Genomic DNA, 12,857 nt, shown 5'->3' with positions numbered 1-12,857 from the left:
AATCTCACGGGACTATTGCGCAACCTATCCTGCGCTCTGCGGCCGCCAGCTGTGTTGGGGATTGCGCCAGTCGATCGCCTCCAGCAAATAGCCCATCTGAGCTGCGGTCAGCGATACCACGCCATCCACCGTCGCCGGCCAGATGAAGCGGCCACGGTCCAGTCGCTTGGCGTAGAGCGACAGCCCGATCCCGTCGTGCCAAAGGGCTTTGATCAGGGTGCCAGCACGACCACGGAACACAAAGACGTCGCCGGCAAAAGGATCCCGCCCCAGCCCCTCCTGCACCAGCAATGCCAGACCCTGCATGCCTTTGCGCATGTCAGTGTGACCGGTTGCGATCCAGATCCTCGCCCCTGCCGCGATCGGGATCATCGCCGCTCCAGCAGATCCAATACGCGAGACAACGCGGTCATATCAACGCCGGCGTCCACGATCACCCGACAGGCCTTGCCGACGACAATCTCCATGCGTCCGCTCGCTGGCCCCGCTAAAGTTACTGGCGGCGCCGGCGGTTGGTCCGGCATCACCATCGCTGGCACAAACGCTGGCTGAGGTTGTTCAGTATTGCTCGTCCGCGTCCCAAACGATCGTCGCCAAGTCAACAGGAGCGAGCGCGAGATGCCGTATCGTCGTGCTGTCGACGAGACCGCGCGCGGGGCCTGCAAACTCTCCAGAACGATCTTGAGTTTCTCATCATCGGTCCAGCGACGGCGACGGCCAGTCTCGACAACCTCGAACCGTTCAATCTGAGCACTGAACTTATTGCTGTCCATAAGGGCTGTTACACAGCACTGGTATTAACCCGACAAGGCGGCCCTCACCGGAGGGAGACCTTCATGCTGACAAGCTTGCCGAAGGTTCGTTATCCATTTCGCCCGCATCTACAGACAGAAACGGCCTCAGCTCTGCGAGGGTCTTGGGAGCTGAGGCCGCTTTGGCTCCGGAACGGAGGCGAATCCAACCGACGCTGGTCAGTTATAGGTTGGGCCTCTCCTGTCTTGGGTCCACTCGTGAACATTGCGCCGGCATTCTTCATGCACATGCTTTACGTCCTGTGAACGGAGCAGCCACGATTTTCTTCCGAGACGTTTGATTGGCCCATATCTCAAGAGGCTCCTGGGCGGGAACGTGGGTTGCCCGGCCCGGTTTCCCAATAGCGGAACATTTAGCGCCTTATACCGTTCTAGGCGCAAATCTGAGGGAGACACATGAGCGAAGTTAGCAGAATCGAGACAATGGGCGGGGGCGAAGAATTCAATCTCGACCACGAGGTGGCCGCCTGGCGCAGCAAGCGCCTGCGAAGAGCGGCATCAACGATAGGTAAGATCCAGGTCGTTCGTATTTCGAGGCGCGTAGGCGCACTGCATGCGCGAACGGAGCAAGGCGCCAATGGCGTGGCCGCGAAGGTGAAGTGGCGGCCGCGCCAGATGGACGTAAAGCCCGCCGACCTGCCGGCTCAGCAAGGGCAACCAACGTTCGATCCGTTGTCACCATGAACACAGCTCAGTGCCTCTCTTCCTGCGGACGCGCCGACCAAGCGATCGAATAGCTTGACATATAAGCCGTTCTACAGCGCCGGGAGGAAGGCTCCTGGTTCGATCAGGCCTTCGCTCTTCAGGTCGTCCCAAAACGAATTCGGGATCTTGGCTTGCAACGAATTCCAATCCTCTTCAATCTGCTGAGCGCTCCGTGCGCCCACCACTAGTGCGACAGCAACATCTGCGGCCGCGGAAAACTGTAGGGCCGCGGTCCGAAGATCTACGCCGTAGCGGGCCGCCACCGCCCTGAGCCTGCCGCGCTTTTCGATCGTATTCACGCCGATGCCCCAGGCGCGAATCATTCCTTCGTCGCGCATCTTCGAGAGTGCGGGGAACGCGCCTTTGCGGGCGGTGTCATATTGCTCCTCCATCCAGCGCTGGATCGCCGCGTTGGCAACGACGATGTCGATCTTGCCGTAGTCCCGCTCGACACGATCCGCGACCTCCCGTAAAGCGCCGATGTCGCGAATCGGCCTCGATCCCTTCGCTGCGCCTTCCGTATTGCTTGATCATCCGCACGGTCGCGTCGAGTTCTTCCGGCGTCGCAGGCGCGGCGTTCGAGGCGGGAGAAACCGGCCCCACGATGTCCAAAGCGATCACGTCCGCACCGTTGGCCGCCATCTCCACCGCAATCGCGCGTCCGATGCCTCGTGTGGCTCCGGTGACGACGGCGACTTTTTCCAGCAGCAAGGAGCCCCGCCCAGCACTGATCGGCCCGGCACTGCGTTCTGCGGGCGGTTCAGGCATCGGCTGTCCTTCCAGCTCTCTCGGGCCATCATCTGTCCGTTTTGAGCCGCAGCGGATGCAGCGACCGCAAACGCAGTCACTACGGCGGCGCCCTTCATGAATCCGCGTCGTACATGGTCGGCCATCAACATCTCCCGTGCTGGACGTGCCCAACTGGCAAGCATGAACGCCGTTCCTGAGGCTGCAGCGTTCCGTCCTTGAGGCGTCACCGCTCTGAACTAACAGCCTCGGCAGATGCTCTTGATCTTCTTTTCCAAAGCGATGTCTGCCGGATCGCGCGGCTGCGCGTGGGTCGACTGACCCGTGCTCCGTTGCTCTGCCGCTGGCGTCACCGAGTGATGGCCGTGTCGCTTGCCTTTGGCCTCTGCAGCATGACCTGCGACGAGCGCTGCTGCGACGACAACGGATATCAAGGCGAGTCCTTTCAGCAATTTTTGCAAATCTTCCCCACAGTCTTGTCCGCCCTATTGTTCTCTTGATCGATCTTGGCGTCGCTTTCCTGTTCGTTCGTCGTAGTCGGCCTGCCGATGCCGCCGGCAGGAGCAGTGTTTTGTGCGTTGGCGCCAGGAGAGCCCGACGGCGCCGCCGTTCCGGCCGTATTTGTCCCCAGCGTGGATCCCGCGCTAAGCCCATTGCCATTGCCCGTCTGCTGATTGGGGATCTGGCCGGTAGCTTGGCCATTTGTGTCGGGCCGGTTGTTCGAATTCCCGGTTGCGGCATTACCGCTCGGTCCTGGGCTTCCGGTCGTTCCTGTCGCGGACGACGTATTTCCGATCGTACCGGCGGACGCGTCACCTGCCGACCCTGTGCCCGCAGATGTCGAACCTATTCCTGCGCCACCTGAAGTGGCGCCGCCGCCGGTACCACCACCAGCGGATCCGCCACCCCCTCCACCTCCGCCGCCGCCTCCTTGGGCGAATGCGGCGACGGGAAAGAGAACAGCGGCGATGAGAGCAAATCGGGAGAGCTTCATGTTGGTCACTCCTTTTGCGACCAAGCCGTCTCCGGATGTTTCGTTCCTGTGGTCCTCATATCCAATAAGAAACCATAGTTCGCCTCGTTTCAGGTCGGATCATGCGCAGCGATGAAGCGCAGCGATGTTTTCGATCACGCAGACCGGCTGCGGCTTGATGATCCAGCAAATCATCGGGCGCGTGGCGGCATTAGCCGCGTTGATTTTTCGATGCGCGACGTCTGGCGCATCGTAGTTGTGCCCAGTGGATTCAGAAGGAACGTTGTGTGTGGCGGCGCTGTCTGGGGATCTGCCTGGCCGGAAATGGTTGGGGGCAGACTGATGCAGCTCCTTTCAAAGCGAACTTGCGAACGCGCACGATCTGCGGTTCCGATTTACGCCATGGCCGAGATGAAGCTGAAGCGAGGGATCCCGCCCAATCCTTCAAACTTGGCATCAGCGCCACCATCCGCAGAGCGCTGGAAAAGGGAGACGGAGTCCTTGTGAGCGCTAACCTGCATGGCAACGTATTGGTTGTCTTCCGGCTTCGCATCTCGGAGTTTTTTGAGCTTCTTCTGTGAGTTCTCATCGGGCTTTTCCGGAATTACCGTCTAGGCATCGGAATAAATTCGCTGCTGATTTTGGCGTGATCGGCGATCATTTGGTCGGGAACTCTTTTTCGTCTGGATCGCCTTTTTGTCACGCGATCTTGGCGGCCTCGATCTCGAGCATATCGCTCATGGCCGCCTCTTTGACGAAGTCCTCTGTCATGGGCGCGATGCCGAGCGCTGGTTTACGCCCGGCCCGTCTTTTCGCCAACCGACTGCGCCACGGCCGGTCCATTGACGGCCGTGGCGAGCGCTATTGCGAGAATAATCTGTCTGATGCTCCCGCCTCACGCCGCTTCCGCATTGACAGCGGAGATTGCCAGTTTTGACAGCGCATCATCGGTTTTCTTCTCTTCCGCCAGCGTCGCATCGAGCAGCTTGACGGCATCCTTGTGCCCCAGCTTGTCGGCCCAGGTTCTTAGCGTACCGTAACGCGAAATCTCGTAATGCTCGACAGCTTGCGCCGCCGCCAATAGGCCGGCATCGAGCGCAGGCGTGTCCTCATATTCCTCCATGACTTCCTTGCCTTCGTCGAGAATGCCTTCGATGGCATCGCACTTCTTGCCGCGGGCCGGCTTGCCGATCAGCTCAAAAATCTGTTCAAGCCGTCCAATCTGACCTTCGGTCTCGTCATGATGCTTTTCGAAGGCGGCGCGCAATTCCTCCGACGAAACGGCTTTGGCCATTTTCGGCAGCGATTTGTAGATCTGCTTTTCCGCATAATAAATGTCCTTGAGAGTGTCGACGAACAGGCTACTGAGGTCTTTCTCAGACATGGTTGGTCTCCTGGTGTGTTGAAAAGGCCTCCTTCAACAAAGCACGTGGAGCGCGGTTCCTCGCCGCCAGGAGTGCGGTGCGTTGGCTGGATGGCTTCAAAGTACCAAAGTGCACAGAGCGAGTTGATTGTTTCGTGCGAGGAACGTCCGTAATATGTGGGTTTAGGCCTTTGACAGGGCTGTCCTCCTCCCCCCGCCACCTCCCCAGGCCCCCGGGGTATCAGCAGCTCCGGGGGCGAGCGCGTGAGCTGCCGCACCGGCGCCTTGAATTAGCCGTCGTGGGCAGCCCCGACAGCGTTTCCACTTTCCGGCACCGTCAACCGTACGGCATGGCCCTGCCGCATCGCAAGCGAGGCGGCCGCCACCGCCGCTTCGAATGCAGCTTCCTTCGTCTGGTACGTATTGCGGCTCACGCCGTCATGCTCGACATGCCAAGCGCCGTCGCGCCCTATGATGTCATAGGCTGCCAATCCCATAGCTCTCTCCATTAACCGTCGCGTGTTGCTTTCGACCCCTGAGTGCTGCTGACCGGATCGGAAGCAGGGAACGTTCCCTTGAGACCTTTCTCAAGCTCATCATCCTTCTTCCTGTCCTCTTTCACGCTCTGCTTGGGGTCTTCGGCATGTTTGTCCGGTGGCGCCGGGTTGAATTTCTCAGTCATGTTTAGCTCCCTTCAGGAGGCCGAACGCAGGACACCCCTGCGCGTTCCCTCGTGAGGAACAATCCTGCTGCCGCCGCTTTCTCATCGAAACGGAGGAAATCATGTACAGCCTGCGTGAACGACGAATAGTCGCGCCCTCTTCCGAAGCCCGTCAGGCCGAGCCCGGCGGAAGCGTTCTAGCCCTGCTCATCTTCAGCTTGGCGCTGGCCGCCGTGACCATCGTCGCCATCTGGACCTTCTTCTTTCATCCCTGATGAGCTCGTCGGTCTCAGCAATTCTCATGGCACCCTCATCGCCGACCGCGAGGGGGGCTTCCCCGATGATCGATGAGAGGCGAAGGCATGGGTCGACAGGCGCCCTGGCACGAGAGCAATCCGCGAAAGAGGGCGGGCAGGAAATCAAAAAATGTCACCCACAGAGAAGACTGCTGCAAAGCGGTCGGCCAAGAAAGCAGGCCGGCCCTATCCGAATCTGGTCGACAACATGCGGGCCGCACGCGGGAAAACGGGCAAGAGAAAACCTCGGACAAGCACGTAAACAAGAAGGCGAGAAAGCGTTGACCGACAAGCTTGGGGCGGCCAATCAACCGCGGTGTCATGGCCCGCTGATCACCGCACAAGGTGTGGTGTTCAACCTTTGGGCGCCTAGCGCGCTATCGATTGAGCTTCTCGAGGTCGGTCAACCGCCGCGCAACATGCCAAAGGATACGGATGGTTGGTATCAACTGTTCAGTCCGCCAGCGCGAGTTGGCTCGCGCTACCAGTTTCGCATTAACGGCGCCCTTGTCGTGCCTGATCCGGCATCACGATTTCAGCCGGACGACGTGGGCGAGCCGAGCGAAGTCGTCGACACCACTGCCCTACGTGATCCCATACTTTATACCGGCCGCCCCTGGGCAGAAGCCGCCATTTACGAGCTTCATGTCGGCACATTTTCGCCGGAGGGCACTTATGCCGGTGTTGAGAGAAAGCTCGATTATCTGCGCGATCTCGGCATCACGGCGATCGAGCTCATGCCGCTCAACGATGTGCCTGGCCGATACAGTTGGGGATATGACGGCGTTCTGCTCAACGCGCCGAATGCGCGCTATGGGCGGCCTGAAGACTTGAAGCGCCTTCTGCATGCCGCGCACGAGCGTGACATGATGGTCTATCTTGATGTCGTCTATAACCACTTCGGTCCTCAGCTCAACTATTTACACAGCTACGCAGAAAACTTCTTCACAAAACGCCATTCGACCGGCTGGGGGCCGGCTGTCAATTTGGAAGGCAAGGATGGCGCGTTCGTTCGTCAGTTTTTGATCGACAACGCACTGATGTGGCTGCGTGACTATGGCTTCGATGGGCTTCGCTTAGATGCCGTTCATGCCCTGAAAGACGATTCAAAGAAGCACTTTCTCGTCGAACTTGCTGAGACTGTGCGCAGCAGCTTGGTCGGCCGGCACGTTCATCTCATGCTCGAAAACGAAGCCAACCAGGCACACCTTCTTGAGAGGCCACGGGGACGCACAAGGCTGTATAACGCGCAATGGGGCGATGATTTTCACAATGCGCTCCATGTGCTGCTGACCGGCGAAGATGAAGGCTACTACAAGGCATTTGCCGACAAGCCTCTGCAGCACCTTGCGCGTGCGCTCACCGAGGGCTTCGCTTATCAAGGCGAAATCTTTCCACTGCATGACGAACCGCGCGGCGAACCCAGTGCTCATTTACAGCCGGACGCCACCATCTTCTTCGCGCAGAACCATGATCAAATCGGGAACCGTGCTTTGGGTGAACGGTTCACGCAACTTGTCGGCAAGGGAAAACTCCGCCAGGCCATGGTGCTTCTGACGCTCAATCCGCACATTCCTCTGCTGTTCATGGGCGAGGAGGCTGCCGCCGCCACGCCTTTCCTGTTCTTTGCGGACTGGACAGGCGAGGCCGCCAGTCTGACACGGGAAGGACGCCGCAAGGAGTTTGCGCACTTTCAAGCCTTCTCCACTCCTGAGATGCGGGACCGAATTCCAGATCCTTGCCAGGTCAAGACCTTTGAAGCCTCGCGGCTCGACTGGAACAGCATCATGCACGCGCCAATCAGCGCCGAGTTTCGTGCCTTGACGAAGGAACTGCTCGCCATCCGGCGCGAAAAGGTTGTGCCGCTCCTCAAGGCCGGCTTCAAGGCGGCACGCGCCGAACTGCTGGGCGCAAAGCGCAATCTTGGCGGCCTCAACGTGGTTTGGCGAAGCGCTAACAACGATTTGTTGCAGATCGTGGCCAATTTTTCCGGACAGCCCTTGCCGCGGCCGCCGCTCATCGAGGGCGAAAACCTATGGGGCTCCGATCCCGCGCGGGGGCATCTCTATTTGCATCCGGCCGAAATAATTGTACGCCGCGGCTTCGACGCCGCAGCCGGTTGACGCCAGGTCTCAATTGAAGGGAGCGAACGATTGAGCTGATGCGATAGTGGATCCACGGCCATGTTTTGAATGCGTTGATCCTCTCGCGGACGGTCAGTTCATAAGCCTTCGTCTTTTCGAACTCTTATAGCGCAAGTCGTCCGTGGTCACCATCGTCTGGACCACGGTGCCCGACCTCTATAGCCAATTGACCCCATCCCAAAATCTGCGATAGAGCGCAGGGTACTCCGGCGAGTCGATGAGACATTGCGATAGAACGATGCGAAGAACTCCGTCTCGGCGTCCCAATAGGCGCAAACCCCGTAGCCGCCTTCCCAACCGAAGCCGCGGCGCTGCTGCCCTCGTACGGGCTTTTGCACTGTCGACCTAGCCCCAACCACGATTGTCCCAAAAACCAGGGCTGAACGGTGACCGTGCCTTCACCTCTACCGGCACCTTGTCGCTCATCATGGCGTGGACGGACGCCTCGGACAGGACCTGCCTGCCACTCGGCCCTTTGCCCGAGTTCATCATCATTCGCGCGAAGCTGAGATAGTCGTCAGCGGTAGAAACGAGTCCTCCGTGACCACCGGGAAACTCTGGTTCACTGGCCCAGAAGCTGCTGGGCCCAGCAGGGTCCCAGATATCGGCGGTCCCGGCCTCGCGGTTCGGACGATAACATGGCGGAAACCGGTCCAACTTGTCAGCAGGAACGGTAAATCCCCTATCCTTCATCCCGAGCGGATCGAAAATTCGCGTGGCCATCACGTCCCCCAACGGCTGGTCTGTCACTCGCATGATCAGCGCGCCGAGCACCGTCATGGAGAGATCATATCGCCAGACGTCGCCGGGATGATCCATGAGAGGCAGGCGCGACAAACGCGCCAACCACTCGTCGAGTGACAGCACGGGCATTCGGTAGGAACGAGCAGATCGGCCTCCATAAAGGCCGTCTGGATCGGGTAATCGCCAGCCACCATGATCCACCCCGCCCCATCCGCATGGTCAGCAGATCGCTGACGAGAACCGGACGCCGTGCTGAGACCGTCTCGTTGACCTGACCACTCAAGGTTTTCACCACGCGACGACTTGCCAGTTCGGGAAGCCGGCGGTCCACCGGTTCGTCCAGTCGAAGCTTTCCTTCCTCGACAAGGGCAAGCGTGGTCGCTGCGACCATCGGCTTTGTAGCGGAGGCGATCCGGAAGATGGTCTCGCTGCAGTAGGGCTGCCACCACCGAACTCATGTGTACCAACGGCGTCGACAGGGACTTCGCGTCCACGAGCGACAAGAGTGACGATGCCCGGTCGGTCCATCGTGGTGACTAAATCCGCCATAGCGTCACGGAGTTGCTGTAAACCGGCCGCATCAAAACTTTGATTTTCCATTACGCGCTTCTATCGGTCTTCGCAGGATGGTGCGATGAGATATATTGAGCCGAGTGCAGTATCCCATACTGGATCTATAGCATGGTGGATCGGCTCGACAGCTTAGGCGACAGTGCGTCTGCTATCTCGCTAAGGAGATTCGGTGCCGGGACTCGCCCTCGCTTCAAGCCTGGGCAACGAAGCGTGATATTCATCCACACTGTCCAGGTCGATGAGGGTCTTGCCGCCCATCTTGTACGCCCTAATTCTCTCGTGGGCGATTAGTTCATAAGCCTTCGTTTTCCCGAACCTGCCATAGCGGCAACCATTCTTGAATTCGACGAGTCGGCGCCGCTTCTTGTCATCATTGTCAATCATGGTTCCTGAATATAATTCGGTGATTTCCACCACGATGGATCGAGCCCGTTAGCGGATGGCCGTCTCCGTAGCGCGACCTTGGTGTCGACGCGCATAGCAGGATGGCGCTACTCTTGGGAAAGCTGACAAACTTCCTGCTGCTTGTTTCGATATTGGGTCTAGCCAACGCTCGAACTATACACTACTTGGCGCCAAGCAAAAAGATCTCTGCTGCCGCGGCAAAGTCCAGCGCGTTGTAGCGTACAATTCGGACAGACCGGAAGGCAGTCGAGGCCTTCGACGGCAAAACTCAGAAGCGACTTATCCTGACCTTTAGCGGTCTTAGCGGCACTCATTAGACGTAGCTGCTCGTGCTTTGACGGCCTCTCCGTCGAGCACACGATGGTGATTTCAACCTTAGGCATGCGTGGCCACCTCGCTAGCGCGACAACGTGCAATCAGTAATTGTGATCGGCCATCTACCGCAACGAAATGAGCCGTCCGATGAGCGCTGCGCCAACGACCAGGAGGCCTTTGCCGATGAAGATTTTCTCGAGCTCGGCAGGCCTTGCCGCCGGTCGCCTCCGCTTCACGCTCTATCCCGTCCCTACGGAGATCACTGCCGCGCTAAAGCAGGTCTTTCAGCCATTGTGGGACATTCACATTCGCCTTGATGCGGCCGGCAAGTCCGGGATCGTCGACGGCAGTCATCGGTTCGATGGTGAGAGGGTCTACGTCCGCAGGGCCCGGCAGCGTGGGGGCCGCGAACATTGGCCCAACGGGCCGGTCATCGTAATCCGGGACTGCACGCCAATGGTCGTGGGCGCCGGACAACGCGGGCGCAAGGGCATGAGCTTCTCTCGCCACCTCAGGTAAGTTCGCAGCGTAGGTTAGAGTTGCGATCGCGCTACTAAGCGATGTGCCGCCGAGCGGATGATCTGCCGATTCGATGATGTCGAGCACGAGATTCTGCTGGGCAATTCGGATGAGCTCTACTCCCTGCGAATTGGGATCGACGATCGAGGCCCGGCCAGCTCGAGGTCGTCCCTTGATCACGACAGCAATAATTTTGGATTCGTCTGCGGCGATCAAACTCGCGTATGGGCCACCCTCGGTACCCTCAACGATAAGAAGATCGGCAGCTCTGTCCAACATAACCTACATCCAATCATAGCGGCCGAACGCGCGTGACGGCATCGACCAGCTCTTGATCGCTAAATAAGCCGCCTTCGTGATCGCTTACCAGTTTGGCGATCTTCACGGATGCGACTGGGCTCCCAGCGGGACAAAGAATCTGTTGGGTGAATTGCTTCGCAAGATGTCAGAACGAGGCCGCCATCGGGACACGTCAGTTTAGCAGGCGAGGCGCTGGGCCTTCACCGACAGGCCATCGAGCATAAACGCTTCCGCTTATGTGCACCGGCCCTCAGGGCATGGACGCCGCCTGTCTGCTGTCAAATCGTCACGCGGCTGCCGTCGAAACGCGTGAAGGAGAAGCCGTCGAACGGCTCGCGAAGGGTGGCACGCTCGTCCCGCAACATGCAGATTGCCACTTCCTCACCGATTGCCATCGAGGCTGAGGCGTCGGAACGCCAGTGGATGCCCGCCCAGTTCCGTCCGAAACCAAAATTCACGGCGAGCTTGTTCAACTCTCCGCCGACCGTGAGCGGTGAGCCGTTATAGGGCACGAGCCTTGTCGGGTCAGCCGGATCAGGCTGCACCGGGTTGGCGATGACGCGGCTCTCGTCGAAGAACGCCTTCAATATGGTCGCTGTAACGGCACCAACGCTCGTGGCCCCGCCGGGATACGTGGAGTGCAAGGGCGCGCCTTCCGGATAGGTTTGCGACAACAGATGGGTGCTGTATTTGGCCTTGCTGCGAGCGAGGGCTTCCGATTTCAGGAAATCATCATGCAGCGGGTAGTCGCTCACGCCATTGGCGAGGCGATGGTGCGCCAGAGCACCGTAGGCTTCCGGTCTCACAGCCCTGTGCACGAAATACTTCTGCCAGTAGGCGGCGCGGACGGAGTTACTGATCCCCGTGGCGAGCAGTGCCTGCACATATTGCAACCCGAAGGTGGCGCCCGCCGGGGCTTGGGTTTTCGATTTCCGATACGGGTTCGAGGGGTAGGACACGGGCTCTGCCGGTGGATAGATCCCGGAGTAGCGCTTGTCTGCCCCGCCTCCTGGGGTTGCGAGGAGCAGCGCTGCCGCCCACCCGAGTGCCGGACCAGTGTGGATATACTCTGCGAGATCTCTTCCTGTCGTGATGTATCGCGGTGTCGCGTCGAACTGCAACTGGCGCTTCGGTGCGGCGCCATTCTGGATCGCCAGCCACTCCTCGTAGTCAGTCAGGAATTCGCTGGCGGGCAACGCGGTACGAATTTGAGCACTGATCCACTGTGAGGCATAGGGCGCGTCCCTGAGCAGGAACTGCGAGATCAGCGGACCGTCCAAAACGCCTGGAGGCGTGACGGAGCGGCCCTTCGGGTCGCCTGCGTCGAAATAAAGCGCATTGGCGCGGAACAGTGTGCCGGGCGTGACCCGCCCACCAGACTTCGGCCCTCGGAAATCGGCAAGCTTGTTGATCTCCTCGGTTGCTACAAGCACGTCCCGATTGGAGGTGTCGTCGCGCAACTCGGTAAGCGGAACATCACGAAGCAGGGATTGCCAATATACCTCGACCGCCTCGCCGCCGCGCTCCGCACTTGCAAGAGCCGGTGCCGGGGGTATTCCAATCTGAGTTGCGTTTATGCCGCTGAGACTGACTGCCAGCGTGCCCAAGGGATTGACCAGCTTGCGAGTGCCGCCAAGCGGGATCTTTTCGAAATCGGCGGGATCGCCCGACTGGCAGGCGGCATAGAGAGCCTGCCAAGCCTCCTGTGTCACTTCGCCGCGTTTGTCGTGCGGCAGGCCACGTGAATCGGAGCCGATCTTGTTACTGTAGCGCGCCTCGTCGCCATTCGCGGGGTGGGGCGCGATGGGAATTTTCTCGTTGTTGCTCGCACAGACCCCGCGGACTTCAAAGGCCCGGTGTTTGAATGCCTCGTCGAGCGGTCGGGCGTTTGCGCTCGCAGGCTGCGCCAGCGCCGGGGCGAACCCGGGCATGCTCGGCGGAGACGCAAGCACGGCGGCACCAACCGCAATGCCGGTCCCGCCAAGCAGCGAGCGGCGAGTGATCGCGGTCGACGAGCCCGGCGAGGCCAGGCGGGATTCAGTTGAAATGGTGGAATGGTCAGCCATGGAGGCCTCCTCCCTCGCGGGAAAGTTTCGGCGGGATTGCGCCGGAGCCGTCCGATTACTTGCATGCTGCAGTCGAAATCATTTCGCTCGGAGGAGACTGAGGAGGTTGATGCAGATCAATGGTGAGCCAAGCAGACCAATTGGGTGTCGGCGGCGGCCACCGCGTCCGCCGTGCCTTTGAAACAACGCAATTGCCCACCGGAGCAATGACGTCTCCTAATGGGATGGTCCGGC

The 12,857-nt window shown here is 59.7% G+C and carries 17 protein-coding genes; 3 read left to right on the top strand and 14 right to left on the bottom strand.

Annotated elements, in window-relative coordinates; genetic code table 11:
* Positions 1-24: 24 nt before the first annotated feature.
* Together tnpB and tnpA are read right to left on the bottom strand one after the other, a co-directional pair.
* Positions 25-372 (bottom strand): IS66 family insertion sequence element accessory protein TnpB, encoded by a 348-nt coding sequence (tnpB, locus tag WN72_RS43945; protein WP_080134400.1) that lies wholly within the window; start codon positions 370-372, stop codon positions 25-27.
* On the bottom strand, positions 369-773 hold the full coding sequence (tnpA, locus tag WN72_RS43940; RefSeq protein ID WP_080134401.1) for an IS66-like element accessory protein TnpA: 405 nt from the start codon (positions 771-773) through the stop codon (positions 369-371). Before tnpA ends, tnpB begins: the two co-directional genes overlap by 4 nt.
* A 435-nt stretch (positions 774-1,208) precedes the next feature.
* Between tnpA and WN72_RS43935 the strand changes: the two genes are divergently transcribed.
* Entirely contained in the window at positions 1,209-1,496 is a 288-nt protein-coding gene (locus tag WN72_RS43935) for a hypothetical protein (protein ID WP_092220876.1), read from the top strand.
* A 71-nt stretch (positions 1,497-1,567) separates the two neighbouring features.
* On the opposite strand, the gene WN72_RS47405 is transcribed toward WN72_RS43935, so the two are convergent.
* From WN72_RS47405 to WN72_RS43905, 7 genes are all read right to left on the bottom strand, one after another.
* Entirely contained in the window at positions 1,568-1,909 is a 342-nt protein-coding gene (locus WN72_RS47405) for an aldo-keto reductase family protein (RefSeq protein WP_167381209.1), read from the bottom strand.
* A complete protein-coding gene (locus tag WN72_RS47400; RefSeq protein WP_167381208.1) occupies positions 1,893-2,285 on the bottom strand; it encodes an SDR family NAD(P)-dependent oxidoreductase in 393 nt (130 codons plus the stop codon). Before WN72_RS47400 ends, WN72_RS47405 begins: the two co-directional genes overlap by 17 nt.
* Positions 2,286-2,503: 218 nt before the next feature.
* Positions 2,504-2,725 (bottom strand): hypothetical protein, encoded by a 222-nt coding sequence (locus WN72_RS43925; RefSeq protein ID WP_244554020.1) that lies wholly within the window; start codon positions 2,723-2,725, stop codon positions 2,504-2,506.
* A gap of 907 nt (positions 2,726-3,632) precedes the next feature.
* Positions 3,633-3,842, bottom strand: a complete 210-nt coding sequence (locus tag WN72_RS47395) for a DUF4142 domain-containing protein (protein WP_244554021.1) — start codon at positions 3,840-3,842, stop codon at positions 3,633-3,635.
* A 290-nt stretch (positions 3,843-4,132) separates the two neighbouring features.
* Positions 4,133-4,621 carry a YciE/YciF ferroxidase family protein gene (locus WN72_RS43915; protein WP_092220871.1) on the bottom strand — a complete coding sequence of 163 codons (489 nt, stop codon included), beginning with the start codon at positions 4,619-4,621 and terminating at the stop codon, positions 4,133-4,135.
* 269 nt (positions 4,622-4,890) lie between these two features.
* Positions 4,891-5,097 (bottom strand): DUF2188 domain-containing protein, encoded by a 207-nt coding sequence (locus WN72_RS43910; RefSeq protein WP_027562079.1) that lies wholly within the window; start codon positions 5,095-5,097, stop codon positions 4,891-4,893.
* Between the two features lie 11 nt (positions 5,098-5,108).
* A complete protein-coding gene (locus WN72_RS43905; RefSeq protein WP_167381207.1) occupies positions 5,109-5,282 on the bottom strand; it encodes a hypothetical protein in 174 nt (57 codons plus the stop codon).
* 101 nt (positions 5,283-5,383) lie between these two features.
* Here WN72_RS43905 and WN72_RS43900 point away from each other — a divergent pair, with 101 nt between their 5' ends.
* Together WN72_RS43900 and treZ are read left to right on the top strand one after the other, a co-directional pair.
* Positions 5,384-5,536, top strand: a complete 153-nt coding sequence (locus tag WN72_RS43900; protein WP_167381206.1) for a hypothetical protein — start codon at positions 5,384-5,386, stop codon at positions 5,534-5,536.
* 302 nt (positions 5,537-5,838) lie between these two features.
* The gene (gene treZ, locus WN72_RS43895) at positions 5,839-7,680 is read left to right on the top strand and encodes a malto-oligosyltrehalose trehalohydrolase (RefSeq protein WP_244554019.1); all 1,842 of its coding nucleotides are present in this window, start codon (positions 5,839-5,841) and stop codon (positions 7,678-7,680) included.
* A 366-nt stretch (positions 7,681-8,046) separates the two neighbouring features.
* On the opposite strand, the gene WN72_RS43890 is transcribed toward treZ, so the two are convergent.
* The 5 genes from WN72_RS43890 to WN72_RS43870 all read right to left on the bottom strand — a co-directional run bounded on the left by WN72_RS43890 (position 8,047) and on the right by WN72_RS43870 (position 12,623).
* A complete protein-coding gene (locus WN72_RS43890; protein ID WP_167381205.1) occupies positions 8,047-8,568 on the bottom strand; it encodes a serine hydrolase domain-containing protein in 522 nt (173 codons plus the stop codon).
* Entirely contained in the window at positions 8,489-8,836 is a 348-nt protein-coding gene (locus WN72_RS47945) for a serine hydrolase (RefSeq protein ID WP_430644627.1), read from the bottom strand. The genes WN72_RS43890 and WN72_RS47945 overlap by 80 nt, the downstream gene beginning before the upstream one ends.
* Before the next feature lie 338 nt (positions 8,837-9,174).
* Positions 9,175-9,435, bottom strand: a complete 261-nt coding sequence (locus WN72_RS43880; RefSeq protein WP_244554018.1) for a MerR family transcriptional regulator — start codon at positions 9,433-9,435, stop codon at positions 9,175-9,177.
* A gap of 573 nt (positions 9,436-10,008) precedes the next feature.
* Positions 10,009-10,536, bottom strand: coding sequence for a hypothetical protein (locus WN72_RS43875; protein ID WP_143130875.1), 528 nt, complete (start codon positions 10,534-10,536; stop codon positions 10,009-10,011).
* A 299-nt stretch (positions 10,537-10,835) separates the two neighbouring features.
* Positions 10,836-12,623 carry a vanadium-dependent haloperoxidase gene (locus tag WN72_RS43870; protein ID WP_194482967.1) on the bottom strand — a complete coding sequence of 596 codons (1,788 nt, stop codon included), beginning with the start codon at positions 12,621-12,623 and terminating at the stop codon, positions 10,836-10,838.
* Between the last annotated feature and the right edge of the window lie 234 nt (positions 12,624-12,857).

Source organism: Bradyrhizobium arachidis (assembly GCF_015291705.1).
In the GTDB taxonomy this organism is placed as follows: domain Bacteria; phylum Pseudomonadota; class Alphaproteobacteria; order Rhizobiales; family Xanthobacteraceae; genus Bradyrhizobium; species Bradyrhizobium arachidis.
This window is presented reverse-complemented; position numbering and strand designations above follow the sequence as displayed.